The organism is Streptomyces sp. NPDC033178 (assembly GCF_055577685.1).
In genome coordinates this window covers 77,206-102,188 of record NZ_JBVIPT010000016.1, presented here as the reverse complement: position 1 = coordinate 102,188, position 24,983 = coordinate 77,206, and the positions used below count along the sequence as shown (strand labels likewise).

Annotated in this window: 26 protein-coding genes and 5 tRNA genes; 20 read left to right on the top strand and 11 right to left on the bottom strand. The window is 70.2% G+C overall.

Features of this window, described 5'->3' with window-relative positions; translation table 11 throughout:
• Positions 1 to 28: 28 nt before the first annotated feature.
• Positions 29 to 442 (bottom strand): roadblock/LC7 domain-containing protein, encoded by a 414-nt coding sequence (locus ACZ5VQ_RS34150; RefSeq protein ID WP_044471908.1) that lies wholly within the window; start codon positions 440 to 442, stop codon positions 29 to 31.
• A 9-nt stretch (positions 443 to 451) separates the two neighbouring features.
• Positions 452 to 4,231 carry a sensor histidine kinase gene (locus ACZ5VQ_RS34145; protein WP_469108329.1) on the bottom strand — a complete coding sequence of 1,260 codons (3,780 nt, stop codon included), beginning with the start codon at positions 4,229 to 4,231 and terminating at the stop codon, positions 452 to 454.
• 602 nt (positions 4,232 to 4,833) lie between these two features.
• Between ACZ5VQ_RS34145 and ACZ5VQ_RS34140 the strand changes: the two genes are divergently transcribed.
• The 3 genes from ACZ5VQ_RS34140 (at position 4,834) to gltX (ending at position 7,411) form a co-directional block, all read left to right on the top strand.
• Positions 4,834 to 5,022, top strand: a complete 189-nt coding sequence (locus tag ACZ5VQ_RS34140) for a hypothetical protein (RefSeq protein WP_186001304.1) — start codon at positions 4,834 to 4,836, stop codon at positions 5,020 to 5,022.
• A 105-nt stretch (positions 5,023 to 5,127) separates the two neighbouring features.
• Positions 5,128 to 5,934: a fumarylacetoacetate hydrolase family protein gene (locus ACZ5VQ_RS34135; RefSeq protein WP_398893411.1), complete on the top strand. Its 807-nt coding sequence runs from the start codon at positions 5,128 to 5,130 to the stop codon at positions 5,932 to 5,934.
• The gene (gene gltX, locus ACZ5VQ_RS34130) at positions 5,927 to 7,411 is read left to right on the top strand and encodes a glutamate--tRNA ligase (protein ID WP_469108328.1); all 1,485 of its coding nucleotides are present in this window, start codon (positions 5,927 to 5,929) and stop codon (positions 7,409 to 7,411) included. Before ACZ5VQ_RS34135 ends, gltX begins: the two co-directional genes overlap by 8 nt.
• 60 nt (positions 7,412 to 7,471) lie before the next feature.
• Here the strand turns inward: gltX and ACZ5VQ_RS34125 are convergent, their stop codons facing one another.
• From ACZ5VQ_RS34125 to ACZ5VQ_RS34115, 3 genes are all read right to left on the bottom strand, one after another.
• Complete coding sequence (locus tag ACZ5VQ_RS34125) at positions 7,472 to 7,756, bottom strand: type II toxin-antitoxin system RelE family toxin (protein ID WP_469108327.1); 285 nt, start codon at positions 7,754 to 7,756, stop codon at positions 7,472 to 7,474.
• A gap of 347 nt (positions 7,757 to 8,103) precedes the next feature.
• Positions 8,104 to 8,277, bottom strand: coding sequence for a hypothetical protein (locus ACZ5VQ_RS34120; protein WP_469108326.1), 174 nt, complete (start codon positions 8,275 to 8,277; stop codon positions 8,104 to 8,106).
• A 12-nt stretch (positions 8,278 to 8,289) separates the two neighbouring features.
• Positions 8,290 to 8,619 (bottom strand): hypothetical protein, encoded by a 330-nt coding sequence (locus tag ACZ5VQ_RS34115; RefSeq protein ID WP_469108325.1) that lies wholly within the window; start codon positions 8,617 to 8,619, stop codon positions 8,290 to 8,292.
• Positions 8,620 to 8,634: 15 nt separating this feature from the next.
• Between ACZ5VQ_RS34115 and ACZ5VQ_RS34110 the strand changes: the two genes are divergently transcribed.
• From ACZ5VQ_RS34110 to ACZ5VQ_RS34080, 7 genes are all read left to right on the top strand, one after another.
• Positions 8,635 to 9,576 (top strand): hypothetical protein, encoded by a 942-nt coding sequence (locus ACZ5VQ_RS34110; RefSeq protein ID WP_469108324.1) that lies wholly within the window; start codon positions 8,635 to 8,637, stop codon positions 9,574 to 9,576.
• A complete protein-coding gene (locus ACZ5VQ_RS34105; RefSeq protein WP_469108323.1) occupies positions 9,573 to 10,340 on the top strand; it encodes an HAD family hydrolase in 768 nt (255 codons plus the stop codon). Before ACZ5VQ_RS34110 ends, ACZ5VQ_RS34105 begins: the two co-directional genes overlap by 4 nt.
• Positions 10,341 to 10,429: 89 nt before the next feature.
• Positions 10,430 to 10,501 (top strand) — tRNA-Gln (locus ACZ5VQ_RS34100).
• Between the two features lie 42 nt (positions 10,502 to 10,543).
• Positions 10,544 to 10,616: transfer RNA gene (locus ACZ5VQ_RS34095), tRNA-Glu, on the top strand.
• A gap of 62 nt (positions 10,617 to 10,678) precedes the next feature.
• Positions 10,679 to 10,751: transfer RNA gene (locus tag ACZ5VQ_RS34090), tRNA-Glu, on the top strand.
• Positions 10,752 to 10,771: 20 nt separating this feature from the next.
• Positions 10,772 to 10,843: transfer RNA gene (locus ACZ5VQ_RS34085), tRNA-Gln, on the top strand.
• Between the two features lie 29 nt (positions 10,844 to 10,872).
• Positions 10,873 to 10,945, top strand: a tRNA-Glu gene (locus ACZ5VQ_RS34080).
• Positions 10,946 to 11,096: 151 nt separating this feature from the next.
• On the opposite strand, the gene ndgR is transcribed toward ACZ5VQ_RS34080, so the two are convergent.
• Positions 11,097 to 11,813, bottom strand: coding sequence for an IclR family transcriptional regulator NdgR (gene ndgR / locus ACZ5VQ_RS34075; protein WP_200395674.1), 717 nt, complete (start codon positions 11,811 to 11,813; stop codon positions 11,097 to 11,099).
• A gap of 189 nt (positions 11,814 to 12,002) precedes the next feature.
• Between ndgR and leuC the strand changes: the two genes are divergently transcribed.
• The 4 genes from leuC to ACZ5VQ_RS34055 all read left to right on the top strand — a co-directional run bounded on the left by leuC (position 12,003) and on the right by ACZ5VQ_RS34055 (position 15,354).
• A complete protein-coding gene (gene leuC, locus ACZ5VQ_RS34070) occupies positions 12,003 to 13,439 on the top strand; it encodes a 3-isopropylmalate dehydratase large subunit (RefSeq protein ID WP_269650694.1) in 1,437 nt (478 codons plus the stop codon).
• Positions 13,440 to 13,444: 5 nt separating this feature from the next.
• Complete coding sequence (gene leuD, locus ACZ5VQ_RS34065) at positions 13,445 to 14,038, top strand: 3-isopropylmalate dehydratase small subunit (protein WP_200395672.1); 594 nt, start codon at positions 13,445 to 13,447, stop codon at positions 14,036 to 14,038.
• Positions 14,039 to 14,340: 302 nt separating this feature from the next.
• Positions 14,341 to 14,571 (top strand): SCO5555 family protein, encoded by a 231-nt coding sequence (locus ACZ5VQ_RS34060; protein WP_055614012.1) that lies wholly within the window; start codon positions 14,341 to 14,343, stop codon positions 14,569 to 14,571.
• Positions 14,572 to 14,709: 138 nt separating this feature from the next.
• On the top strand, positions 14,710 to 15,354 hold the full coding sequence (locus tag ACZ5VQ_RS34055; RefSeq protein ID WP_469108322.1) for an HU family DNA-binding protein: 645 nt from the start codon (positions 14,710 to 14,712) through the stop codon (positions 15,352 to 15,354).
• A gap of 66 nt (positions 15,355 to 15,420) precedes the next feature.
• On the opposite strand, the gene ACZ5VQ_RS34050 is transcribed toward ACZ5VQ_RS34055, so the two are convergent.
• Positions 15,421 to 15,642 carry a hypothetical protein gene (locus ACZ5VQ_RS34050; protein ID WP_469108321.1) on the bottom strand — a complete coding sequence of 74 codons (222 nt, stop codon included), beginning with the start codon at positions 15,640 to 15,642 and terminating at the stop codon, positions 15,421 to 15,423.
• A gap of 56 nt (positions 15,643 to 15,698) precedes the next feature.
• Positions 15,699 to 16,331, bottom strand: coding sequence for a 2-phospho-L-lactate guanylyltransferase (gene cofC, locus ACZ5VQ_RS34045; RefSeq protein ID WP_469108320.1), 633 nt, complete (start codon positions 16,329 to 16,331; stop codon positions 15,699 to 15,701).
• 145 nt (positions 16,332 to 16,476) lie between these two features.
• On the opposite strand from cofC, the gene ACZ5VQ_RS34040 reads away from it, so the two are divergent.
• From ACZ5VQ_RS34040 to ACZ5VQ_RS34030, 3 genes are all read left to right on the top strand, one after another.
• Positions 16,477 to 17,340, top strand: coding sequence for a lysophospholipid acyltransferase family protein (locus tag ACZ5VQ_RS34040; RefSeq protein WP_469108319.1), 864 nt, complete (start codon positions 16,477 to 16,479; stop codon positions 17,338 to 17,340).
• A complete protein-coding gene (locus tag ACZ5VQ_RS34035; protein ID WP_469108318.1) occupies positions 17,337 to 18,356 on the top strand; it encodes an NAD(P)H-dependent glycerol-3-phosphate dehydrogenase in 1,020 nt (339 codons plus the stop codon). The genes ACZ5VQ_RS34040 and ACZ5VQ_RS34035 overlap by 4 nt, the downstream gene beginning before the upstream one ends.
• A gap of 103 nt (positions 18,357 to 18,459) precedes the next feature.
• Positions 18,460 to 19,620 carry a D-alanine--D-alanine ligase family protein gene (locus tag ACZ5VQ_RS34030; RefSeq protein WP_055614015.1) on the top strand — a complete coding sequence of 387 codons (1,161 nt, stop codon included), beginning with the start codon at positions 18,460 to 18,462 and terminating at the stop codon, positions 19,618 to 19,620.
• 103 nt (positions 19,621 to 19,723) lie between these two features.
• Here ACZ5VQ_RS34030 and ACZ5VQ_RS34025 read toward each other — a convergent pair whose 3' ends face one another.
• Both ACZ5VQ_RS34025 and ACZ5VQ_RS34020 read right to left on the bottom strand, forming a co-directional pair.
• Entirely contained in the window at positions 19,724 to 20,233 is a 510-nt protein-coding gene (locus tag ACZ5VQ_RS34025; RefSeq protein ID WP_469108317.1) for a DUF3515 domain-containing protein, read from the bottom strand.
• A 20-nt stretch (positions 20,234 to 20,253) separates the two neighbouring features.
• Entirely contained in the window at positions 20,254 to 20,487 is a 234-nt protein-coding gene (locus ACZ5VQ_RS34020) for an Lrp/AsnC ligand binding domain-containing protein (RefSeq protein WP_055614017.1), read from the bottom strand.
• 206 nt (positions 20,488 to 20,693) lie between these two features.
• On the opposite strand from ACZ5VQ_RS34020, the gene ACZ5VQ_RS34015 reads away from it, so the two are divergent.
• Together ACZ5VQ_RS34015 and thiD are read left to right on the top strand one after the other, a co-directional pair.
• The gene (locus tag ACZ5VQ_RS34015) at positions 20,694 to 21,659 is read left to right on the top strand and encodes a thiamine-phosphate kinase (RefSeq protein ID WP_143640639.1); all 966 of its coding nucleotides are present in this window, start codon (positions 20,694 to 20,696) and stop codon (positions 21,657 to 21,659) included.
• Entirely contained in the window at positions 21,656 to 22,474 is an 819-nt protein-coding gene (gene thiD, locus ACZ5VQ_RS34010; RefSeq protein ID WP_469108316.1) for a bifunctional hydroxymethylpyrimidine kinase/phosphomethylpyrimidine kinase, read from the top strand. Before ACZ5VQ_RS34015 ends, thiD begins: the two co-directional genes overlap by 4 nt.
• Positions 22,475 to 22,653: 179 nt before the next feature.
• On the opposite strand, the gene rpmB is transcribed toward thiD, so the two are convergent.
• Positions 22,654 to 22,839 (bottom strand): 50S ribosomal protein L28, encoded by a 186-nt coding sequence (gene rpmB, locus ACZ5VQ_RS34005; protein WP_004924906.1) that lies wholly within the window; start codon positions 22,837 to 22,839, stop codon positions 22,654 to 22,656.
• A 248-nt stretch (positions 22,840 to 23,087) separates the two neighbouring features.
• Here rpmB and ACZ5VQ_RS34000 point away from each other — a divergent pair, with 248 nt between their 5' ends.
• Positions 23,088 to 24,926 carry a DAK2 domain-containing protein gene (locus tag ACZ5VQ_RS34000; RefSeq protein WP_469108315.1) on the top strand — a complete coding sequence of 613 codons (1,839 nt, stop codon included), beginning with the start codon at positions 23,088 to 23,090 and terminating at the stop codon, positions 24,924 to 24,926.
• Positions 24,927 to 24,983 lie beyond the last annotated feature (57 nt).

Here is a 24,983-nt window from a genome sequence, read left to right as displayed (position 1 = left end):
GTGAAATTCGGACGTACGTAAAACCTGACTAGTGAAGCAGGCTGCCCTGAAGTTCGGCCCGCAGATCCGGCGTGAGCACCGCACCCGCACGGTCGACAAGCAGAGCCATCTCGTATCCGACAAGGCCGATGTCGCAGTCCGGGTGGGAGAGGACCGCGAGGGACGATCCGTCCGAGACCGACATCAGGAAAAGGAAGCCGCGTTCCATCTCGACGACCGTCTGGGCGACGGTGCCGCCCTCGAAGATCCGGGAGGCACCGGCCGTGAGTGAGGTGAGTCCGGAGGCGACGGCCGCGAGCTGGTCGGCGCGGTCGCGCGGAAAGCCCTCGGACATCGCCAGAAGGAGTCCGTCGGCGGAAACGACGACGGTGTGGGACACCCCGGGGGTGTTGTCAACGAAGTTGGTGATCAACCAGTTGAGGTTCTGTGCCGCCTGGCTCATCTGGCTCAACTAACGCTCCTGCTGGTGAGTGGGGCTGGGGAAGCTGCCGGTCTGGCCGTTGCCGGCCTGCCGGCCTTGCTGGATGCCCCTACGAAGATTGGTCAGCCGGCCGCGTACGTCATCGGGCGCACGCGAGACCTGCGGACCGGTTTGGTGCTGTTGCTGCTGAGCCGTCCCCGCGACGAGGTTCGCGCGGGGGACCCGGCGCGGCAGACCCGAGACGGTCACGCCACCCGCGGAGGGCTGGCGTACCCGCTCGGCCTGCCGGCCGAGTTCGTCATTGGGGGTGGTCCGCCAGGAGGCGGACCCTGATGCGGCGGGCGCCGGACGCTGCGGGGCCGCGGGAGCGGCAGCCTGTGCGGGCTGCTGCTGCGGTGCCTGCTCGCCGTTGCCGGCCTGGGCCTGGTTGAACCAGTTGGTCTCCAGGGTGTCGTACAGCGGCGTACGCCCGTCACCGGGACCCGTCGCCGGCGGCAGCGCCTCGGGCTCCGGGGGGAGCGCGGGACGCCGACGCGACTGCGGACGCTGGGGGCGGGAGCCGTTGGTGCCGTTCGTGCCATTGGCGCCGGGACGCTCGAACTGCCCGGTGCCGCCGCCCTGCCGCTCGCCGTGGTTCGGCGCCGGGAACTGGCCGGTGTGGCTCTGCTGAACGTCCTGACCCGGTGCCGCGTACTGACCGGTGGGACCACCGTCGTAGCCGGGCATCGAGAACTGGCCGGTGGAGGCGGGGTCCTGGCGGTTGTACTGGCCGCCCGCGGACGGGTTCTGGCCGGCGCCGGAAGGATTCGGCGTACCGAAGACGTCCGGGCGGACGAACTGTCCGTTGCTCTGCGGCGCACCCGCGCCGGAACCCTGGGCGTCGTGGTCGGGCCGCGGGTACTCGCCCGTGGCACCGGCACCCTGACGGTCGTCGATCCGCGGGAACTCCGACGTGGAAGCCGGGCCCTGCCGGTCGTTGATCCGCGGCATCTGCGAGGTGGCGTCCGGCTCCTCGTGGCCGCGCGGGGCGTCCATCGAGGAACGCGGCACCGGCGGCTGCGCGTTGTCGTCGCTCCAGCTGGGCACCCGCGGCTGCGGGTTGCCGCCGGGCAGCTCGGCACGCGGACCACCGCGCGGCGGCAGCTGCGGCTGCTGAGGGGGACGACGGCCCTGGTCGCCACCGGTCGGACGCTGCTGGGGCTGCGGGGGCACGGGGCCGCGGTTGTTGCCGCCCATCGTGTCCTGACGTCCGCCGCCGAACGCGTCCTGCCGACCGGAGTCGTTGTTGCCGAAGTCGTTGAAGCCCTGCGGGGCACCGGCACCGGCCGGTGCCGGCCTGCCCTGCGGGGGCTGCTGGGGGCCACGCGATCCGCCCGGTCCGCCCGGGCGACCGCCCGCGTCCGGCCTGGGCAGCGCGGCACGCGCTCCGGTGCCGGCACCGACCTGGCCGCGCTGCGGAGGGGCGTTGAGCCGTCCGCCGTTGCCGCCGGTGGGAGCACCCGCGCCGAGGGCGGGACCGCCACCGGCGCCGCCCCGACGGGCCGCCGCGACACCGGCCGCGGCCTGCGCGGCGGCGGGGCCGCCGCCGTTCGGAACGCCCTGGCCCTGCTTGTTGCCCGGAACCTTCTTGCCGCCCTGGGCGACATCGACGGGCAGCATGACCAGCGCGGTCGTACCACCGGAGTCGGACGGGCGGAGCTGGATCCGGATGCCGTGGCGCTGGGACAGCCGGCCGACGACGAACAGACCCATGCGGCGGGAGACCGAGACGTCCACGGTGGGCGGCGAGGCGAGCCGCTCGTTGATCGCCGCGAGGTCCTCGGGCGAGAGGCCGATACCGGTGTCGTGGATCTCGATCAGTACACGGCCGTCGGGCAGCGCGTGACCGGTGACCTTGACCTTGGTCTGCGGGGAGGAGAACGACGTGGCGTTCTCCAGCAGCTCGGCGAGCAGGTGCACGAGGTCGTTGACGACGCGGCCTGCGACCTCGGTGGAGGGCACGGCCGACAGCTCGATGCGCTCGTACTGCTCCACCTCGGAGGCGGCGGCACGGAGCACGTCGACCAGCGGGACCGGACGGGTCCAGCGGCGGCCGGGCTCTTCACCGGCGAGGACGAGGAGGTTCTCGCCGTTACGGCGCATGCGGGTCGCGAGGTGGTCGAGCTTGAACAGCGAGGACAGCTGGTCCGGGTCGGCCTCGCGGGACTCCAGTTCGGAGATGAGCGACAGCTGACGCTGGATGAGGCCCTGGGAGCGGCGCGAGAGGTTGGTGAACATCGCGTTGACGTTGCCTCGCAGGAGGGCCTGCTCGGCGGCGAGTCGTACGGCCTCGCGGTGCACGTCGTCGAAGGCCGCGGCCACCTGGCCGATCTCGTCCTTGGAGTGCACACCGACCGACTCGACGGACGTGTCGACGTCCTGCGGGTCGGACTCGGAGAGCTGCTTGACCAGTTCGGGCAGTCGGTCCTGGGCGACCTTCGTCGCGGTGTCCTGGAGGCGGCGCAGCGAGCGGATCATGGAGCGGGCCACCACGAAGGCGCCGACCAGCGAGACACCGAGCACCAGCAGGATCAGCGCACCGGAGATGATCGCTTCCTGCTCGGCCTCGTTGCGCAGCTCGCGGGCCTTCTGCTCCATCTCGTTGAGCAGCGTGAGCTCGATGTTCGACATCTGCTGGTACCTGGCGGAGTCGGCGTCCACCCAGTCCAGGTACGAGCGCTTGTCGCGCAGCTGGAGACCGTTCTCCCGCTTGAGCACGCGCTCCGCGTAGCTGTCGGCTTCCTTGATGGTCGGGCTCGGCTCGTCGAGCGCCTTGGTGAGCTTGGCGGCGTTGCCCTCGTAGATGCTGGCGAAGCTGGTGAGTTCGGCCTTCTGGTTCTCGAAGGCCGAGAGGCCGTACTGCCGGTCGTTCTCGGAGAGTTTGCCGTACGTCGCGTCGGTGGCCGGCAGGGCCGCGGCGATGACCGCGCGCTGGATGGACGCGTACTCCTTGGCCGTGGAGAAGGCGGCCAGGGCGCGCGTGCGCTGGATCATCTCCGGGTTGCTGGTCGCCTGGGCCATGTCCTGGGAGAGGCCGAGCAGTTGCTCGATCAGCCGGTGGTACGCCTCGACCGACTGGGAGGAGTTGTTCTCGTCCTGGAAGGCGTTGTTGCGGATGCCGCTCAGGGTGTTCAGCTGGGTGGCGATGGCCACCACGTTGTCCCGGACGCCGTCGAGGTTCTCGCCGTTGCCCGCGTCGTCGAGCTCGTGGGTGCCGTCCATGAAGGCGGCGCGCGCACGGTCCGTCTTGTCGCGGACGCCCTTGACGGTGAAGTCGGACGCCTTCGTGCCGTTGGCGAGCGGACCGGCCGACTTGTCGCGCTCCTCCTGGAGTGCGACGGCGAGCTGGGTCGCCTGCTTGGTCATGTCGGTCAGCAGCTTCATGTTCTCGAGCTGCTGGATCTCGTCCATCGTGTCGCTGATGCGCAGGGCACCCAGCGAGGTGGCGGCGACCACGGGCAGCGCGAGCAGTGACACCAGGCGCGTGGAGATGCGCCAGTTGCGCAGAGCTATTCGCGAGCCGGGGCCACTGGGGTTCTTGGCCTTGGGCGGTGCGGCGGGCGGTGCGCCGGGGCCACCGGTCACCGCGGTCGGGCCGCCCTTGCCCTGGGCACCCTTGGGCGCACCGGGGCGCGAAGAGCGCTCACCCCCGTCGCCGGCCCGTGTCGGTCCTTGGTTCTGGGCGTGCTGGGGCGAGGAACCGGTGCCGGTCCCGCCGTGCGGCTCCGGCTCCGCCGAAGCGCTGCCATCCCTCTTGAAACGTCCCTGCACTAGCGTCGCAACCTCTGGACCAGGCGCCTCTCCGCGTGAACGGCGAGACGGTGTCGGCGTCTTGGGAGCGCCCTGAACGCGCCCCCATGTGTGGTCGTGAGTGACCGGCGCAGGCCCCCCTCCCCGCCGCCACTCGGCGCTGCGTTCGCGCCCCTTGCGCGCCGGTTCGATCCCGCGGCGGTTCCGTGGAATTCCAGCACAGTGCCGGATCTCCAACAAGGCCCATGGGTCATGCTGTGACCATCGTGACACCTAGTGAAGGCGGTGTTACGGCACGTGGAAAGCGATTCCGTTTATATCGGACACAGGTGCACGAGTCATTCGCCCGTAAGCGGTGTCCCAGTCGCCATGATCAGGAGCGGAATAGGGGCTTCGGTTAGGCAATGTCCGTTTCGGTGGCGGGAGTTGAGAGTCCGTATTGACCGGATTGCCTACCTGTGAGTGAGGAAACTCACACGACGATCACGCCGCCTTCACGCGTTCCACAGGGAAGCGCATGTTTAGCCTGACGCTTTACAGGGATGGCAAATCCGACAACCCGCGCCCGCGCGGCGGTTCCCGAAGCCGCCCGGCGCCCGTACCGACAGGGTCCGAAACCGCAGATGAAGACGACGATGATGTTCCTCAACATAGCCAACCCGCGACGCACGACACTGGCGCACCTCGAGGACGCCGAAGAACTGCGGACGCCGGAGCAGCAGGAGCACTCCGTCGAGCTCCCCGCACAGACCGCCAACCCCCGGCGCACGATCCTGATGGACGCCCCGGTCGCCGCCATGGCGGCGGAGTAACCGTCCCACGCCCCGCCCACAGCAGTTCCGCGAGGTCGCGCCCCTCTCCCGAGTTAGCCTGGAGCCTCAGACTCCAGCCAGCTCAGTGAGGGGCGCAGGCATCTCGTGCGCATCGCCAGGTTCTCCATCGACGGCAACGTCGCGTTCGGCGCGGTCGAGGGCGAGAGCCCTCCTGGGTCGACCGACGGGCTCGTGCTCGACATCATCAAGGGCCATCCGTTCACGGACTTCGAGCTCTCCGGCACGAAGGTCCCGCTGGCCCCTTCTGATTCAAAAACGAGGGTCCGGCTCCTGCCGCCCATGCTCCCCAACAAGGTCGTGGCCTTCGGCCGCAACTACGCGGAGCACGCCAGGGAGATGGGCAACGAGGTGCCCGACGCCCCGTTCGCCTTCTTCAAGCCGTCCACCTCGGTGATCGGCCCCGGCGACGAGATCGCGTACCCCTCCTTCTCCAACGAGGTGCACCACGAGGCCGAGCTGGCCGTCGTCATCGGCCGGATGTGCCGCGAGGTCCCGCGTGAGCGGGTCAAGGACGTCATCCTTGGCTACACCTGCGCCAACGACGTCACCGCACGTGACGTCCAGAAGCGCGAGAAGCAGTGGGCGCGGGCCAAGGGCTTCGACTCCTCCTGCCCGCTCGGCCCCTGGGTGGAGACGGACCTCGACCCGTCCGACCTGACCATCATGTGCACGGTCAACGGCCAACAGCGCCAGCTGGGCCGCACCAGCGAGATGATCCACTCCGTCGAGGACCTGATCGTCAACATCACCGAGGCCATGACGCTGCTCCCCGGCGACGTGATCCTCACGGGCACCCCCGCGGGGGTCGGCCCGCTCACTGTCGGCGACGAGGTCGCCGTCACCATCGAAGGCATCGGCACTCTCACCAACAAGGTTGTCAAGCGTGGCTAGCGCACCCGGCTCCCCCGTACGCGTCCGTTTCTGCCCTTCGCCCACCGGTAACCCCCACGTGGGCCTGGTCCGCACCGCCCTGTTCAACTGGGCGTTCGCCCGGCACAACGAGGGCACGCTGGTCTTCCGCATCGAGGACACCGACGCGGCCCGCGACTCCGAGGAGTCGTACGGCCAGCTGCTCGACTCGATGCGCTGGCTGGGCTTCGACTGGGACGAGGGCCCCGAGGTCGGCGGCCCGCACGAGCCGTACCGCCAGTCACAGCGGATGGACATCTACCGCGATGTGGCGGCCAAGCTCCTCGAAGCGGGCCACGCCTACCACTGCTACTGCTCCACGGAGGAGCTGGACGCCCGCCGCGACGCCGCCCGCGCCGCCGGCAGGCCGTCCGGCTACGACGGCCACTGCCGCGAGCTGACCGCCGAGCAGACCGAGGCCTACAAGGCGGAGGGCCGCACGCCCATCGTCCGCTTCCGCATGCCCGACGAGACGATCACCTTCACGGACCTGGTCCGCGGCGAGATCACGTACCTCCCGGAGAACGTGCCGGACTACGGGATCGTACGAGCCAACGGAGCCCCGCTCTACACGCTCGTGAACCCCGTCGACGACGCCCTGATGGAGATCACCCACGTCCTGCGCGGCGAGGACCTGCTCTCCTCCACCCCCCGCCAGGTCGCCCTCTACAAGGCGCTCACCGAGCTGGGCATCGCCAAGTCGGTGCCCGCCTTCGGACACCTGCCGTACGTGATGGGCGAGGGCAACAAGAAGCTCTCCAAGCGCGACCCGCAGTCCTCGCTGAACCTCTACAGGGAGCGCGGTTTCCTCCCCGAGGGCCTGCTCAACTACCTCTCCCTGCTCGGCTGGTCGCTCTCCGCCGACCAGGACATCTTCACGATGGACGAGATGGTCGCGGCCTTCGACGTGACGGACGTGAACCCGAACCCGGCCCGCTTCGACCTCAAGAAGGCCGAGGCGATCAACGCCGACCACATCCGCCTGCTCGACGCGAAGGACTTCGCCGAGCGCTGCGCCCCCTGGCTGAAGGCCCCCTTCGCGCCCTGGGCGCCGGAGGACTTCGACCAGGCCGCCTGGGACGCGATCGCCCCGCACGCCCAGACCCGCCTCAAGGTCCTCTCCGAGATCACGGACAACGTCGACTTCCTGTTCCTGCCGGAGCCGGCCTTCGACGAGGCGTCCTGGACGAAGGCCATGAAGGAGGGCAGCGACGCGCTGCTCCGCACGGCCCGCGAGAAGCTGGACGCGGCCGACTGGTCCTCGCCCGACTCCCTCAAGGAGGCCGTCCTGGCCGCCGGCGAGGAGCACGGCCTCAAGCTGGGCAAGGCGCAGGCCCCGGTCCGCGTCGCCGTCACGGGCCGCACGATCGGCCTGCCGCTCTTCGAGTCCCTGGAGATCCTGGGCAAGGAGAAGACGCTGGCCCGTATCGACGCGGCGCTGGCGAAGCTGACCGTGTAGCTCGAGCATGCGTGAGGGGCGGCCCCCCCGGATGGCGGGGGCCGCCCCTCACGACGTTCGTCAGACGGCGTCGTTCTCGTCGATCAGATACGCGCTCTCGTCGAAGATCTCAAGTACCACGACGACCATGATCGCGCCGGCCACCATGTACTCCAGCTTCACGCCAGGGGCTACGTAGGCCTTGCGCAGATGCTCGTCCGGACCCAGCTGGGCGGTTGAGTTCTTGCGGAACGGGTCACGAGCCAGTATGCGCACCGCCTTGTCCAACTGGGCTCGGCGCTCTCCGGGCAGGGCGTCGAACGTCGTGCGGGCCTCGACGGTGAACTGGACGCGGTACTCGGTCACGGCTGCAGCTCGGTCTCTCACTCGGTGGGCCCACCACGCTACGGCATCCGCCGCCCGGGCCGTCTCCGCTCCGGCAACCTGACCTGCGCCTCCCCGCGGTAACGCCACCGCACCGCTCCACCGGCGCGACCGCCACCGTCACGATCCCGGCGGGCCAGACGTACAGGGCCATGTCGGGCTGGAGCGTGCTCACCCAGGACGCCGACGGCGCCCTGCACGTCCTGCACGTCCTGCGCGCCGCCGCCGACGGCACGACCACCGATCTCCCGGTCACCGGCCTGCCGCCCGGTGCCCAGCCCACCTGGCCCGTACGTGACCGGCGGCTCGGTCCGCCGCCTCGCCGTCGCCTACACCCTGGAGGGCGCTATCCCGGTGGGTCTCGTCGATCTCGCGGACGGCACGTTCCGTACGTACGTCGGGGGCGTCGGCACCGAACCGGTGATCACCTTCAGCGACCGCTGGGTCGTGGTGAACAGGAAGGCGATCCGGGTGGACTCGGCGCCCGGCACCGAACCTGCCACGGTCAGCTTCCCCTACAACGCCCTCGGGGTCGTGGGCGACCAGATCCTCGGCGGCAACCCCGAGTTCACCTCCTCGGACGCCGATCTGGCGCTCACCGCCGTCTCACTCGTCACCGGTGCCAGGCGCACGGTCCTCGACCACGCGGACGGGACGTACAAGGTGACCACCGACGGCGGCCTGGTCGCCGACTCCGGGAAGTCGAACAGCGACCGGCACGTGTACCGCGTCCTGCCCACCGTCGACGGGGACGTCTCGGCCCAGCCGGTGTTCACCGTGCCGCCCGGCCGCGCCAGGGTGGACGGACTGATGCTCGCCGGTGGCGAACTGCTGATGTTCGGCAACGCGACCAACGTCGGATGGGACGCCGCGTACGCCGTTCCGCTGGACACGGCAGGGAAGCCCGCCGGCCCGCCGGCCCGCAGGATCGCCGCAGCCCGTATGCCGACTCGTCGCCGTGTCTCGGCGGCGACGCTGCCTGCCCCCAACTGGAGGCCCTCGGCGACGGCCGCTTCGCCTACCTCCACACCAACTCGGACGGCAAGGAGTCAGTGCACGTCGCCGGGGACACCGACACCTTCTTCACCGAACCCACCGGCTCCGCCGGCGGCCGCATCGGCACCGGCACCGGCCGCTGTGTCCTCTACAACGGCGGAACCCCCGCCACCCAGAAGATCGCCGACTTCCCCCGCGGAGCCGACGGGGAGACCGCGCTCGACCGTACCCGCAGCGCCGCCGCGGTCTGGGGCCAGCGCCTGTGGACCCCCGGCACCACCCAGGACAGCGTCGTCGCGTACGACCTCAAGGCCAAGCGGAACGTCGCCACCGTGAACACCGGCGCCCACTGCACCCCCAGCGAGATCCAGGCCGTCAACACCTGGCTCTACTGGAACTGCGGCAGCGCAGGACCCGCCGGTGTCCACGACCGGGCCACGGGCCGGAACATCACGGTCCCGGCCGGCCCGTCCCGGCTCGCCGACGGCTACCTCGTCCGTGAGAACCGCACCACCCACGAGCTGCTGCTCACGGACTTCCACACCGGTACGGCGACCACCCGGACCGCGGCCGTGCTGCCCGCCATGGACCAGAACACCGGCGGCAACACCGGCCGCTGGGCCGTCGACCGCTTCGGCGGCAACGTCGCCTACCTCACCGCCCAGGGCCAGGTGGCGATCGTCACCGCAGGCGTCCCCACCTCGCCGCTCGCGCAGCCGTGGTCCGGGACGTGGACACTGCGTTCTTCGGGGGATGACCCCCGAACCCCCAGCCGGGCCCGCGCTGCCGGTACCGTCGGGACATGACGATCAGAGCCGTGGTCTGGGACGTGGACGACACGATCTTCGACTACACCACGGCCGACCGGGCCGGTATGCGCGGACATCTCGCAGCCGAGGGCCTGCTCGACGGATACGCCTCCGTCGAGCAGGCCCTCGGCCACTGGCGCGACCTCACCGACCAGCAGTGGGCGAGGTACGCGGCGGGTGAGGTGGGCTGGGAGGAGGGCCGCCGGGACCGGGTGCGGGCCTTTCTGGGCAAGCCCCTCACCGACCCGGAGGCGGAGGACTGGTTCCTCCGGTATCTCGGGCACTACGAGGCGGCCTGGGCGCTCTTCCCGGACGTCCTGCCCGTCCTCGACACCCTGGCCGGCAGCCACCGCCACGCCGTGCTGTCCAACTCCAGCATCCGCGTCCAGGACCGCAAGCTGCGCGTTCTCGGTGTACGGGACCGGTTCGAGTCCGTGCTCTGCGCGGCCGAGCTGGGTGTCTCGAAGCCCGCGGCGGAGGCGTTCCACGCGGCCTGCGAGGCCCTGGAGCTGCCGCCGCACCAGGTCGCGTACGTCGGGGACCACCCGGAGATCGACGGACAGGGCGCGGCCGACGCGGGAATGTTCTCGGTCTGGATCGACCGCGGGGGAGTGAGGGCCGTCACGGCCCCGGACCCCGACGCCGCACCGGGCGGGGTGCCGGATCGGCTCACCGGCCTGCGCCGGATCGCCTCGCTGGCCGAACTCCCCGTGATCCTCCGGCCCCATACCCGTTTTGGAGCGCCGTCCACCTTCAGGTAATGTTCTTCCTGCGCCGCCGGAGAGCGGGCCGAAAGGCCGGACCGGAGGCGCACGCTAAAGCAGGATCCCTGCGGGGGTTTGTGTTTCAGTGGCCTATGGTGTAATTGGCAGCACGACGGTTTCTGGTTCCGTTAGTCTAGGTTCGAGTCCTGGTAGGCCAGCTCGCAGAGCTCATCTGCAACCGCGGGGATCAACTCCGCAAAGCCCCCGTTGTGTAGCGGCCTAGCACGCTGCCCTCTCAAGGCAGTAGCGCCGGTTCGAATCCGGTCGGGGGTACAGATCCTTCCCAGGGAGACAGTCCGGGTCGCACCCGCTGATTCTCATGCAGGATCGCTAGGGCCCCCGTTGTGTAGCGGCCTAGCACGCCGCCCTCTCAAGGCGGTAGCGCCGGTTCGAATCCGGTCGGGGGTACGAACTGGTATGAACCACATTGGTCTATGGTGTAATTGGCAACACTACGGTTTCTGGTACCGTCATTCTAGGTTCGAGTCCTGGTAGACCAGCTCGGATCTGCGGAAACGCAAGATCCTGGGCCCCCGTTGTGTAGCGGCCTAGCACGCCGCCCTCTCAAGGCGGTAGCGCCGGTTCGAATCCGGTCGGGGGTACGTCATCGAAGAGGCCCTCCCCAACAGGGGAGGGCTTCTTCGCGTTGGGCTTCGTGTTGAGCGCCGGGTCGACGTCAACTCCTGTCGGTCGCTGCGGCGTTGAAGCGACCGGCGGGAGGAAGTCGAATCGGGCGTCAGCCTGCGATGCACGTCAGCCGGTGCGGCGCAGGGCCTCCGAGAGGCGGGTGGCCGCGTCGATGATCGCCTGGGCGTGCATCCGGCCGGGGTGACGCGTGAGGCGCTCGATCGGTCCGGAGACCGAGACGGCGGCGACCACGCGGTTCGACGGCCCGCGCACCGGGGCCGAGACGGACGCGACGCCCGGCTCGCGCTCGCCGATCGACTGGGCCCAGCCCCGGCGCCGTACACCCGACAGGGCCGTCGCCGTGAAGCGGGCGCCCTGGAGGCCGCGGTGCAGACGCTCCGGCTCCTCCCAGGCCATCAGGATCTGGGCCGAGGAGCCCGCCTTCATGGTGAGCGTCGAGCCGACCGGGACCGTGTCCCTGAGGCCAGACAGGCGCTCCGCCGCGGCGACGCAGATGCGCATGTCGCCCTGGCGGCGGTAGAGCTGCGCGCTCTCGCCCGTGACATCGCGGAGGTGGGTGAGCACCGGGCCCGCCGTCGCGAGGAGGCGGTCCTCGCCCGCGGCCGCGGCCAGCTCGGCGAGGCGGGGGCCGAGAATGAAGCGGCCCTGCATGTCGCGCGCCACCATCCGGTGGTGTTCAAGTGCCACGGCGAGGCGATGTGCCGTGGGTCGTGCCAGCCCGGTTGCCGCGACCAGCCCTGCGAGGGTGGCCGGACCGGACTCCAGGGCGCTCAGGACAAGGGCTGCCTTGTCCAGAACGCCGACGCCGCTACTGTTGTCCATGAAACGATACTCGCGTCTCACTCTGTGAAACGCAAGTTCAATTTTCCGTGGAACGCGCCACCCTGGTAGGTACAGCGGCCCGCGGACCAACGGGCCCGGCGGAGGGCGCCCGGTACGAGGGGTACGGGCGCGCCGCATCGGAAATCTCTAGTTGGGCCGGCGCCACACAGGCCGGCCGGAGGGAAAGCGATGGGTAGGACACTCGCGGAGAAGGTCTGGGACGACCATGTCGTCCGGCGCGCGGAGGGCGAGCCCGACCTTCTCTTCATCGATCTGCACCTGCTGCACGAGGTGACCAGCCCGCAGGCCTTCGACGGCCTCCGCCAGGCGGGGCGCCCCGTGCGCCGTCTCGACCTCACCATCGCGACCGAGGATCACAACACCCCGACCCTCGACATCGACAAGCCCATCGCGGACCCGGTCTCCCGCGTCCAGCTGGAGACGCTGCGCAAGAACGCAGCCGAGTTCGGTGTGCGCCTGCACTCGCTGGGCGACGTCGAGCAGGGTGTCGTGCACGTCGTGGGCCCGCAGCTGGGCCTGACCCAGCCCGGCACCACGGTCGTGTGCGGTGACTCCCACACCTCCACGCACGGCGCCTTCGGCGCGCTCGCGTTCGGCATCGGCACCTCCCAGGTCGAGCACGTGCTGGCCACCCAGACGCTGCCCCTGGCCCGCCCCAAGACCATGGCCATCACGGTCGACGGCGAACTGCCCGAGGACGTCACGGCCAAGGACCTGATCCTGGCGATCATCACCAAGATCGGTACGGGCGGCGGCCAGGGCTACATCCTGGAGTACCGCGGCTCCGCCATCGAGAAACTCTCGATGGAGGCCCGCATGACCATCTGCAACATGTCGATCGAGGCCGGCGCCCGCGCGGGCATGATCGCCCCCGACGAGACCACCTTCGCGTACATCAAGGGCCGCGCCCACGCCCCCGAGGGCGAGGACTGGGACGCCGCCGTCGCGTACTGGAAGACCCTGAAGACGGACGAGGACGCGGAGTTCGACGCCGAGGTCGTCATCGACGGCGCCTCCCTCGCGCCGTTCGTCACCTGGGGCACCAACCCCGGCCAGGGAGCGCCCCTTTCGGCGTCCGTCCCCGATCCTGCTTCGTACGAGGACGCTTCGGAGCGCCACGCCGCCGAAAAGGCCCTGGAATACATGGGGTTGGAGGCCGGACAGCCGCTGCGCGACATCAAGGTCGACACCGTCTTCGTAGGTTCGTGCACCAACGGCCGTATCGAGGACCTGCGCGCGGCCGCCTCGATCGTCGAGGGCCGCAAAGTCGCCGACGGCGTACGGATGCTGGTGGTCCCCGGCTCCGCGCGCGTCGGTCTGCAGGCCGTCTCCGAGGGCCTGGACCTGGTCTTCAAGGAGGCCGGCGCCGAATGGCGGCACGCGGGCTGCTCGATGTGTCTGGGCATGAACCCCGACCAGCTGGCCCCCGGCGAGCGCTCCGCGTCCACCTCCAACCGCAACTTCGAGGGCAGGCAGGGCAAGGGCGGCCGTACGCACCTGGTCTCGCCGCAGGTCGCCGCCGCCACCGCCGTGCTGGGCCATCTGGCCTCTCCCGCCGACCTGAACGACCAGTCGTCTGCCGCCCGCACGCCCGCTGGAGTCTGAGAGTCATGGAAGCATTCACCACGCACACCGGCCGGGCCGTCCCGCTGCGCCGCAGCAACGTCGACACCGACCAGATCATCCCTGCTCACTGGCTCAAGAAGGTGACCAGGGACGGCTTTGAGGACGGGCTCTTCGAGGCCTGGCGCAAGGACCCGTCCTTCGTCCTCAACCAGCCCGAGCGCACGGGTGCCACGGTTCTGATCGCCGGACCCGACTTCGGTACGGGCTCCTCGCGCGAGCACGCCGTCTGGGCGCTGCAGAACTACGGCTTCAAGGCCGTCATCTCGTCCCGTTTCGCGGACATCTTCCGTGGCAACTCGCTCAAGAACGGCCTGCTCACAGTGGTTCTGGAGCAGAAGATCGTGGACGCGCTGCAGGAGCTCACGGAGAAGGACCCAAAGGCCCCGGTCACGGTCGACCTGGAGGCCCGTGAGGTGCGTGCCGAGGGCATCACGGCCCCCTTCGAGCTCGACGAGAACGCCCGCTGGCGGCTGCTGAACGGGCTGGACGACATCTCCATCACCCTGCAGAACGAGGCGGACATCTCCGCGTACGAGTCCAAGCGGCCCTCCCACAAGCCGCGGACCGTTCAGGTGTGATCGCCTTCGGGGCTCCGAACCCCTTCGGATCCGATCGGAGCCGCACCCCACAAGGCTGATTCCAGCCAGCGCAACAGGCCTCTGTACCCCCAATCGTGGACGGTTGGGGGTACATCTGTGTCTGCCTCCGGAAGGAGTGTTCAGGACTTTGTGATTGGCCTCAACTGCCCTTGTTTCAAGGGGCTTTGATGGGGTAGCCGACTCTCGGCAGAGCCTTGTGGGGAGGTGCGCAGGAGGCCCTCGGGAGGCGGTAGTTACCCCCTGCGCAGGCGACAACTCGCCCCAGATGGCACAATCTGTGCATGGAACACGACGGCCAACTCGAGCTCTATGCGGCAGTCGCGTCCCAACTCAAGGAAGCGCACACAAGGGTGCGCGCACTGCAAGTCCCGGAGGGCGTACGGATGGCGCTGACCCGGAAGCTGCTGGTCATTACGGCCGTGGCCAAGCACGATCTCGCCGATGCGACAAGGCGGCTGGAGCGGTTCACGACGGACCTCGACGAGGGCCGAATCCCCGAAGAGGAACGCTGAGGAACTTCGCAACAGCCCCAGTTCGTTGCGGCACAAGGGTGATTAGCCCGTTTCGTGTTTGATTTGCGGTATATATCTGCCTAACGTGCGAAAAAGCTTGAACACTTTCGTTCTGGCAATGTCTCCGAAGGGGAAGACGTGAACAAGGCGCAGCTCGTAGAAGCGATTGCCGACAAGGTCGGCGGGCGTCAGCAGGCCGCGGAAGCGGTCGACGCCGTACTGGACGCCATCGTGCGTGCAGTTGTCAGCGGGGACCGGGTCTCGGTCACCGGCTTCGGTTCCTTCGAGAAGGTGGACCGTCCGGCCCGCTACGCCCGCAACCCGCAGACCGGGGAGCGCGTTCGGGTCAAGAAGACCTCGGTGCCGCGCTTCCGTGCGGGCCAGGGCTTCAAGGACCTGGTGAGCGGCTCGAAGAAGCTGCCGCGCGGTGGCGAGGTCGCGGTCAAGAAGGCCCCGAAGGGCAGCCTGTCCGGCGGCGCCACCGCGACGGTCAGGAAGGCCGCCGCCAAGAAGGCCACCGCCAAGAAGGCCACGGCGAAGAAGACCACCGCCAAGAGGACCGTCGCGAAGAAGACGACGGCCAAGAAGACCACGGCGACGGCCAAGAAGACGACCGCCAAGAAGACCTCGGCGGCCGCCAAGAAGACCACGGCCAAGAAGACCACCGCGAAGAAGGCGGCGGCCAAGAAGGCCCCGGCGAAGAAGGCCGCGGCGAAGAAGGCGCCGGCCAAGAAGTCGGCGGCCCGCAAGACCACCGCCAAGAAGGCCACCGCCCGCAGGTAGACAGGGGCGCTGGGATACTCACGCGCCGGGCCGGGCTCCCTCTGGGGAGCCCGGCCCGCGGCGTTTTCAGAACGTTTGCAGCGTGATGAGTGTGATGCGCCGGGCTGTGCCCTCACCGTCCCCGCCGTCCCCGCTCTCGACCTCGATCCGCACACGTTGACCCGGGCGGAGCAGTCGGAGGCCGCCCTTGTCGAACGCCGGGGCGTCGAAGGGGACGGGGGTGCCGTCGTCCAGCAGTACCTGGCCTGTGCGGGTTTCTGGGTCGTATGTGTACGCGGTCGCCTGCATGGGGGAAGGGTATGCGGTTTGTTCGGGGACGCGCCTGCCTGAACGGGCCGAGCGGTTCAGGCTGCTTTCAGGCGCTCCACCGCCGTCGCCGTGCGCGGGCCCACCCCGAGCGCCAATGCCGCTCGGAGGTCCGCGCCCGTGTCCACGTCCTGGCGTACGGAGAGTACGTCGGCCAGGAGGAGTTCCGCGGCGCCCGAGACTCGGTGGCGGGAGCGGGAATCGGGACCGAATGCGGGAAGCAATTCGCGGTTCGGGGACGCGGCCAGGAGAGTGGTACCGATTCCGGCGGCGTCCGGGAGGAAAGCGCGGGGGAATTCGGCGGCCGCGTCGAGGACCCGGGCCAATTCAAGAGGGCGCAGGGCGGGCAGATCGGCGTTCAGAGCCGCCAGTGGACTTTGCGGGCTTCTGGTGCGTACGACCGAGGCGGCGTGCGTCAGAGCGGCGTTGAGGCCGCCCCCGGGCTCGTCCGGGACGATGCGGGCGCCCAGGGCCGCCAGCTCGCGTCCGGCCAGCACATCACCCGTGACTACGGCCACATCCCCGACCGCCGGGCTGGCCAGCGCCGCGGCCACCGTGTCCTGCGCGAACGCGAGGGCGAGCCCCGGGCGCAGACCGTCGGCCGCGGTGTCCGAGAGCCTGCTCTTCGCCCGCGACAGGGCTTTCAGGGGTATGACCAAGGTCCACTGCACGTGCGCTCCGTCCCTCCCTCGTCGCGCCCATTGTGACCCGGGCACCCTGGCGGGCCCGTGGCCGGGGCGTACGGTGTTCTCGACAGACAGGCGGCCTGGAGCGACACTTGTGCGGCCCCCCAGGCCACAGGAGGAAGGTGTACGCGTGTCCCGCCGCAGAATCGGCTTCTGGTACCGCTTCGCAGCGGTTCTCTGCAAACCGCCGCTGATGGTTCTGATCAAGCGGGACTGGCGCGGAATGGAGAACATTCCTGCCGAGGGCGGATTTATCACCGCGGTGAACCACAATTCCCACGTGGATCCGTTCGCGTACGGGCACTTTCAGTACAACACTGGCCGGGTTCCGCGATTCCTCGCCAAGAGCGGTCTTTTCAGGAAGGGCTTCGTCGGGGCGGCCATGCGCGGGACCGGGCAGATCCCGGTGTACCGCGAGAGCACCGACGCGCTCAGCGCCTATCGTGCCGCGATCGACGCCGTGGAGCGCGGGGAGTGCGTCGCGTTCTATCCCGAGGCCACCCTGACCCGCGACCCCGACCTGTGGCCGATGACCGGCAAGACGGGTGCCGCGCGGGTCGCGTTGCAGACCAGGTGCCCGGTGATTCCGGTGGCCCAGTGGGGCGCCAACCACCTGCTGGCCCCGTACGCCAAGAAGCCCGACCTTCTGCCGCGCAAGACGCATCAGGTGCTCGCGGGCCCGCCCGTGGACCTCTCGCGCTTCTACGGCAAGGAGATGACCCCGGACCTCCTGAAGGAGGCGACCGAGGTCATCATGGCCGCGATCACTGCGCAGCTGGAGTTGATCCGCGGCGAGAAGGCGCCCTCGACGCCGTACGACCCGCGCCAGGTGCGTATCGAGCAGCGGCGCAGGACGCGGGGCAAGGAAGAGGCGCGGGTGCAGGAGGAGCAGGAAACGGCCGTGCAGGAGAAGACGGCGCAGGGAAACACCGCGCCGGAGACGGCTGTGCGGGAAATGACCGAGGTTGAGCACGAAAAGGGGCACGGCAAGTGACGACATCCGGCAAGCCCGTCAAGGCGGCCGTCTTCGGGACCGGATCGTGGGGCACGGCCTTCGGCATGGTGCTCGCCGACGCCGGGTGCGACGTGACGCTGTGGGGACGGCGGGCCGAGCTCGCCGAAGCGGTCAACTCCACCCATACGAACCCCGACTACCTGCCGGGCATCGAACTCCCGGAGAACCTGCGGGCCACCACGGACGCCGCCGAGGCCGCCCGTGACGCCGACTTCACGGTGCTCGCGGTGCCCTCCCAGACACTGCGCGGAAACCTCGCGGACTGGGCACCGCTGCTCGCCCCCGGCACGGTCCTCGTCTCCCTCATGAAAGGCGTCGAACTCGGCTCCGCCATGCGGATGAGCGAGGTGATCGAGGACGTCGCGAAGGTCGGCGCCGACCGGATCGCCGTGGTCACCGGGCCCAACCTCGCCCGTGAGATCGCCGCCCGCATGCCGGCCGCCGCGGTGGTCGCGTGCAGCGACGAGGCGGTGGCCCAGCGGCTCCAGGCGGCCTGCCACACGCCGTACTTCCGCCCGTACACCAACACCGACGTGGTCGGCTGCGAACTGGGCGGCGCCGTCAAGAACGTCATCGGTCTCGCCGTCGGCATCGCGGACGGCATGGGGCTCGGCGACAACGCCAAGGGGTCCCTGATCACACGGGGGTTGGCGGAGACGACCCGGCTCGGCCTGGCCATGGGCGCCGACCCGCTGACGTTCTCCGGGCTCGCGGGCCTGGGCGACCTCGTGGCGACCTGCTCCTCGCCGCTCTCGCGCAACCACACCTTCGGCACCAACCTCGGCAAGGGCATGACCCTCCAGGAGACCATCGCGGTCACCAGGCAGACCGCCGAGGGCGTCAAGTCCTGTGAATCCGTACTGGACTTGGCGCGCCGGCACGGCGTCGACATGCCCATCACGGAGACCGTCGTCGACATCGTCCACGACGGCAAGCCCCCGGTCGTCGCCCTCAAGGAAATGATGTCGCGCAGCGCCAAGCCGGAGCGACGCTGAGCAACCGCCTTTTCCCGGTCCGCCTCCGGTGCGCCCCTTCGGCTCACTCGCGGGTCGAGGCACGCTGACTCGGGGCACTACCAACGGGTACTCTCAACGCGATATGAGCACTGAGAACCTTCCCCAGAGCCCTGAGCAGCAGCCGCCTCGCAAGCCGCGCGTGGCCGTCGTCTTCGGCGGGCGCAGCTCCGAACACGGGATCTCCATGGTCACCGCCGGAGCCGTACTGCGGGCCATCGACCGGACCAAGTACGACGTCCTGCCGATCGGAATCACCCGGGAAGGCCGCTGGGTGCTCACCGCGGACGAACCGGAGCGCATGGCGATCACCGAGCGTCGTACGCCCGACGTCGAGGAACTCGCCGAGTCGAGCGAGGGCGGCGTGATCCTGCCCGTCGACCCCGCCAACCGCGAAGTCGTCTACAGCGAGCCCGGATCGGTCCCCAAGGCGCTCGGCGAGGTCGACGTCGTCTTCCCGATGCTGCACGGCCCGTACGGCGAGGACGGCACCCTCCAGGGCCTCCTGGAGCTCTCCGGCGTCCCGTACGTCGGCTCGGGCGTGCTCGCCTCGGCCGTCGGCCAGGACAAGGAGTACATGAAGCGGGTCTTCATCTCCTTCGGGCTGCCGGTCGGCCCGTACGTGGTGATCCGGCCCCGCGAGTGGGAGCTCGACGAGTCGACGGCCCGCAAGAAGATCATCGACTTCGCGGGGGAGCACGGCTGGCCGCTCTTCGTGAAGCCCGCGCGCGCGGGGTCCTCGATCGGCATCACCAAGGTCGACGACCTGTCCGGCCTCGACGAGGCGATCGCGGCGGCCCGGCAGCACGACCCGAAGTTCCTCGTGGAGGCGCTGCTGCGCGGCCGCGAGATCGAGTGCGGGGTCCTGGAGTTCGAGGACGGCCCGCGGGCCTCCGTACCGGCCGAGATCCCGCCGGTGCAGTCGCACGACTACTACGACTTCGAGGCGAAGTACATCGACTCGACGCCCGGTCTCGTGCCCGCCCCGCTGACCCCCGAGCAGACCGCCGAGGTCAGGCGCCTGGCCGTCGAGGCCTTCGACGCCGCCTCCTGCGAGGGCCTGGTCCGCGCGGACTTCTTCCTCACCGAGGACGGCACCTTCGTCATCAACGAGATCAACACCATGCCCGGCTTCACCCCGATCTCCATGTACCCGCAGATGTGGGAGGCGACGGGAGTGCCCTATCCGGAACTGGTGGACCGCCTGATCCAGGCGGCACTGCGAAGGTCCACCGGCCTACGCTGAGGTTTCTGGTTTTCAGGGGCGCGGGGCTCTGTCGTATGCGGCTCCGCCGCGGGGGCGCGACCAGCCACGACGCACCCGCAGCCGACAAACAGCCGAGGCAGTCTCAGTCCGCAATCCCCTTGGGGATCGCCTTCTTGATCGCCCCGGCCAAGTCGACAAGCGCAGAGGCCGTGTCCCGCCCCTCCGGCACAGTCACCTCGACGTACGCCAGACGCTGAGCGGAGGTGAAGCGGGTCGACCCGTCGTCCCGCTTCTCCATCAGCCAGCCCACCCCGTTCACCCCGCCGCCGACCGCGTCGGGGTCACCGCCCTCGGCGACCTTGGGATCGACCATCTTGGGCGGCCGCTGTACACCACAGCGCAGTATGATCGCCGGGCTTCCCCAGCCCGCGGTCAGCGCGGACCGGGGCTCGGGATCCTCCCGGTCGAGTCCGTCCACCTTCCGCGGCAGCGACTTGTCCAGGTTCTGACACAGCTCGGTGGCCTTCGTGCCCGGACTGGGAACCGCGGTCCGGGTGTTGTCGTCTGCTGAGGAGCAGCCTGTGGCCGCGATCAGCAGAACGAGGGCGGGCAGCCCGGGACGAAAGAAGCGCCGGTGACGGAAGAAGTCCACCGGCCAAGGGTAGACGGGGGCTACAGGTGCACGACCGGGCAGGTCAGGGTACGCGTGATGCCGTCCACTTGCTGGACCTTCGCGACCACCATGCGGCCGAGATCGTCCACTGTGTCGGCTTGGGCCCGCACGATCACGTCGTACGGTCCTGTCACATCCTCGGCCTGGATCACCCCTTGTATCTTGCTGATCATTTCGGCGACGGTCGACGCTTTGCCGACCTCCGTCTGGATCAGGATGTACGCCTGTACCACGGAACCTCCAGGGCGGCCACGAGGATCATGTGGGGAAAAGGAACGCCACGGTATCGCGTCGCCGCGCGCCGCGGGGAGACCCGCGGGGGCAGGGGCCCCCGCGAAGGGGTGCACGGACCGCACAGGTTGACGGTCGAATCGACCGTACCCAGGTCGGAGGCGGCCCGCGACCGGGCGGACGCAGCAACAAAAGGAGACGTACAACGATGAAGGGCACCGTGGGCGAGTTGGGGGAGTTCGGGCTCATCAAGGAGCTCACCTCACGGCTCACCACCACTCCGGCGGTACGCGTCGGGCCGGGCGACGACGCCGCCGTGGTGGCCGCCCCCGACCGCAGGGTCGTGGCGAGCACCGACATCCTCCTGGAGGGTCGGCACTTCCGTCGCGACTGGTCCACGGCGTACGACGTCGGTCGCAAGGCGGCCGCGCAGAACCTCGCGGACATCGCCGCGATGGGTGCCGTGCCGACCGCGCTGCTGCTCGGCCTGGTCGTCCCGGCGGAACTGCCGGCCACCTGGCCGTCCGAGCTGATGGACGGCATCCGTGACGAGTGCCAGGTCGCCGGCGCGGCCGTGGTCGGCGGCGATGTCGTACGCGGCGACACGATCACCGTGGCGATCACCGCGCTCGGCGATCTGCGCAACCACGAGCCGGTCACGCGCGCGGGTGCCCAGCCCGGTGACGTGGTGGCCGTGACGGGCTGGCTGGGCTGGTCCGCGGCCGGGCACGCCGTGCTCTCCCGCGGCTTCCGCTCGCCCCGCGCGTTCGTCGAGGCCCACCGGCGCCCGGAACCGCCGTACCACGCGGGCCCCGCGGCCGCCGGGCTCGGCGCGACCTCGATGACGGACGTCAGCGACGGGCTGATCGCCGACCTCGGGCACATCGCCGAGGCCAGCAAGGTGCGCATCGACGTCCGCTCCGGCGCCGTCGACATCCCCTCGCAGATGAACGACATCGGTCAGGCCGTCGGTGTGGACCCCCTCCAGTGGGTGCTCACCGGCGGCGAGGACCACGCGATCGTGGCGACCTTCCCGCCGGACGTGAAACTGCCGGCCCGCTGGAAGGTGATCGGCGAGGTCCTCAACCCGTCGGCGCTGCCGCAGGTCACGGTCGACGGGGCGCCGTGGACCAGCAAGGGCGGCTGGGACCACTTCGCGGACATCGAGTCATGAGTGCCTCGTCCCGTGCGAGTGCCCCGCCCAGGGTTCTGACGGTCGCGGGCTCCGACTCCGGTGGCGGCGCCGGGATCCAGGCCGACCTGAAGACGATGCTCGCGCTCGGCGTGCACGGCATGAGCGTGCTCACCGCCGTCACCGCGCAGAACTCCCTCGGCGTACAAGGCGCTTGGGAACTGCCGGTGGAGGCGGTGCGCGCGCAGTACCGCAGTGTGGTCGACGACATCGGCGTCGACGCGGTGAAGACCGGCATGCTCGCCTCGGCCGAACTCGTCGAGACCGTCGCCGAGTTGATCGGCGGCACGGCCGTGCCCTCCGTCGTCGACCCGGTCGGTGTCTCCAAGCACGGCGACTCGCTGCTCGCCGCGTCCGCGTTGGATTCCGTACGCACCAAGCTGCTGCCCGTCGCGACGGTGGCGACGCCGAACCTCGACGAGGTGGCCCAGCTGACCGGCCTGCAGGTCGAGTCGGAGGACGGGATGCGGCGTGCGGCGGCGGCCGTGCTGGCGTACGGGCCGATGTGGGTGCTGATCAAGGGCGGTCACCTCAGTGGCGACGCCGTTGATTTCCTCACGGACGGCTCGGAGGAGTACTGGCTGCGGGCGCCCCGGTTCGACAACCGGCACACGCACGGGACGGGGTGCACCCTCGCGAGCGCCATCGCTTCGGGGCTCGCGAAGGGGCAGGCGGTGCCGGAGGCGGTCGCGGCGGCGAAGGAGTACGTCACCGGGGCGATCGCGGGCGGCTTCGCGCTCGGGGGCGGGATCGGGCCGGTGGATCATGGGTGGCGGTTCGGGGCGGGCGGCGCGTAAGCGCTTGCGCAATCGTTTACGTCCGCAGGCGAGGAAGTCACGCGCCCGTCTGCGGTCTCAGTGGACTCGGCGGGCTCAGCGAACTCGGCGGACGCTGCGGACACAGCAAAAAGCCGGTCCACCGTGAAGTGGACCGGCTTTGAGCAGCGAACCAGCAGTGGCCGCGCGCTAGCAGAGCGTCAGCGCGAGACCTTGCCGGCCTTGATGCACGAGGTGCAAGCGTTCACGCGCTTCGGCGTCCCGCCCACTACGGTACGGACGCGCTGGATGTTCGGGTTCCAGCGACGGGGCGTACGGCGGTGAGAGTGCGAGATGTTGTTGCCGAAGCCCGGCCCCTTGCCGCAGACGTCGCAGTTGGCAGCCACGGGTCACTCCAAAGACTTCAGATGCTCTTACGGATGATCCCGGCATGCCGGGATCAAGATCTAGGATCTGAGTGGCGGTGCCAGGAGGAAGGCCCGATCGGATCGGGCAACCGGAGCAGCATACAACGACTGCGTCCGTACAACGAAACTACCATGGCTGGCCCGGAGACCTGGCCCGGCCCTCTTCCGGTGGGGACCTGACCGGGGTCTACGCTGCGTCGGACGTTCGGCTGCTCAAGGAGGCGCAGGTGCCGCAGGTGCCGCAGAGACTGGACGCGTCCGCGGTACGTGCATGGTGCGGCCTCGCGCTGCGGGCACTCGGCCGCGCGCGCGAGGAGATCGACGCGATCAACGTGTATCCCGTCGCGGACGGGGACACCGGCACCAATCTGTACCTGACCGTGGAGTCGGCGGCCGCGGCGGTCGAGGCCGTCTTCGCGGGTCACGCCGCGCTTGCGGGCGGCCGGGAGGTCTTCGAGGGCCAGGCGGTTTTCGACGGCCAGGAAGCCCTCGAAGGGCGCGAAGCCGTCGCCGGGCAGGCCGTCTCTCCCGGCCGGGCGCCCGAGGGGCCCGCCCTCGCCGACGCGGTGCACGCGATGGCGCACGGCGCGCTCATAGGAGCCCGGGGGAACTCCGGGACGATCCTCGCGCAGCTCCTGAGGGGCATGGCCCAGGTGCTCGCCGCCGACAGTGACGCGACACACACCGACGGGCAGGGTCTGGGGCTCGCCCTCCGCCGCGCGGCCGACTCGGCCCGGCAGGCCGTCGTGCACCCGGTCGAGGGCACGGTCCTCACGGTCGCCTCCGCCGCCGCCGACGCGGCCTCCGGCGCCGAGGGCGACTGCGGGGCGGTCGCGCGTGCGGCGTACGAGGGCGCGCGGGCGGCGCTCGCGGCGACTCCGCGGCAGCTGGCGGTCCTGGAGCGGGCCGGGGTTGTCGACGCGGGCGGACGCGGGCTCGTGGCCGTGCTGGGGGCCCTGGTGGAGACGTTCACGGGGGAGGCGCCCGCCGCGGCGGCGGTGCCGGTTCTCGCGGGGCACGCGCGCGTGGGGGCGGGTCCGGACGCGACGGGGCTCCACGCGCGCGTGGACGACGCTGTGACGGAACCCCTCGGAGAGCTGGGGGAGTGCGCGGACGGAACCCCCGCTCCCGATGAAGGCGGGCCGGCCTTCGAGGTGATCTACCTCCTGGAGGCGGAGGACGCGGCGGTGACGCGCCTGCGGGACCGGCTCGACACACTCGGCGACTCGCTCGTCGTGGTCGGCGGGGACGGCCTGTGGAACGTCCACGTGCATGTCGACGACGCCGGCGCGGCCGTGGAGGCGGGCGTCGAGGCCGGGCGGCCGTACCGGATCCGGATCACACACTTCGGGCTCGGCGACGTGCACACGGCGGGCGCCGGGAGCAGGCCGGTCCGGGAGCGCGCCCAGCGCGCGGTCGTGGCCGTCGTCCCCGGAGAGGGCCTCGCGGGGCTCTACACCGAGGCGGGGGCCACCACCGTCCTCGCGCGCCCCGGGGAGCCGCCCGCCAGCGGGGAGCTCGTCGAGGCCGTACGGCGGGCCCACGCGCGCGAGGTGGTGCTGCTGCCGAACGACGCCGAGTTGCGCCACACCGCGGCCGCGGCGGCCGAGCAGGCCCGCACCGAGGGCGTCAGGGTGGCGCTGATCCCCACCCGGTCCGCGGTGCAGGGCATCGCGGCGCTGGCCGTGCACGAGCCCGGGCGGCGCTTCGACGAGGACGTCGTCGCGATGACCTCGGCCGCCGGCGCGACCCGGTACGCCGAGGTCGAGGTCGCGGAACGCCAGTCCTGGACCATGGCCGGCATCTGCCAGGCCGGCGACGTCCTCGGCCTCATCGAGGGCGACGTCGCCGTGATCGGCTCCGACATCACGGCCACCGCCGAGGCGGTCCTGAACCGCATGCTCGCGGCGGGCGGCGAGATGGTCACCCTGGTCCTCGGCGACGAGGCCCCCGACACGATCGCGGCCCACCTCGAAGCCCGCGTCCGGGAGTCCTACCTCGCCGTGGACACGGTCGTGTACCGGGGCGGCCGCCAGGGGGCCCTGCTGCTGATCGGCGTGGAGTAGCAGCCGGACCGGTCTCGCGCCCCGACAGAGGCGCGGGCTGTGACCTATGAGGCCCTG

Coding starts and splice junctions, on each gene's coding strand:
- ACZ5VQ_RS34050 (WP_469108321.1), bottom strand. CDS start 15,642: ATGCAGGCGACCGCGTACACATACGACCCAGAAACCCGCACAGGCCAG.
- ndgR (WP_200395674.1), bottom strand. CDS start 11,813: ATGGACAACAGTAGCGGCGTCGGCGTTCTGGACAAGGCAGCCCTTGTC.
- ACZ5VQ_RS34015 (WP_143640639.1), top strand. CDS start 20,694: ATGAAGGGCACCGTGGGCGAGTTGGGGGAGTTCGGGCTCATCAAGGAG.
- ACZ5VQ_RS34030 (WP_055614015.1), top strand. CDS start 18,460: ATGAGCACTGAGAACCTTCCCCAGAGCCCTGAGCAGCAGCCGCCTCGC.
- ACZ5VQ_RS34060 (WP_055614012.1), top strand. CDS start 14,341: ATGGAACACGACGGCCAACTCGAGCTCTATGCGGCAGTCGCGTCCCAA.
- ACZ5VQ_RS34140 (WP_186001304.1), top strand. CDS start 4,834: ATGAAGACGACGATGATGTTCCTCAACATAGCCAACCCGCGACGCACG.
- thiD (WP_469108316.1), top strand. CDS start 21,656: ATGAGTGCCTCGTCCCGTGCGAGTGCCCCGCCCAGGGTTCTGACGGTC.
- ACZ5VQ_RS34110 (WP_469108324.1), top strand. CDS start 8,635: ATGGGACGCCGCGTACGCCGTTCCGCTGGACACGGCAGGGAAGCCCGC.
- leuD (WP_200395672.1), top strand. CDS start 13,445: ATGGAAGCATTCACCACGCACACCGGCCGGGCCGTCCCGCTGCGCCGC.
- ACZ5VQ_RS34150 (WP_044471908.1), bottom strand. CDS start 442: ATGAGCCAGGCGGCACAGAACCTCAACTGGTTGATCACCAACTTCGTT.
- ACZ5VQ_RS34105 (WP_469108323.1), top strand. CDS start 9,573: ATGACGATCAGAGCCGTGGTCTGGGACGTGGACGACACGATCTTCGAC.
- leuC (WP_269650694.1), top strand. CDS start 12,003: ATGGGTAGGACACTCGCGGAGAAGGTCTGGGACGACCATGTCGTCCGG.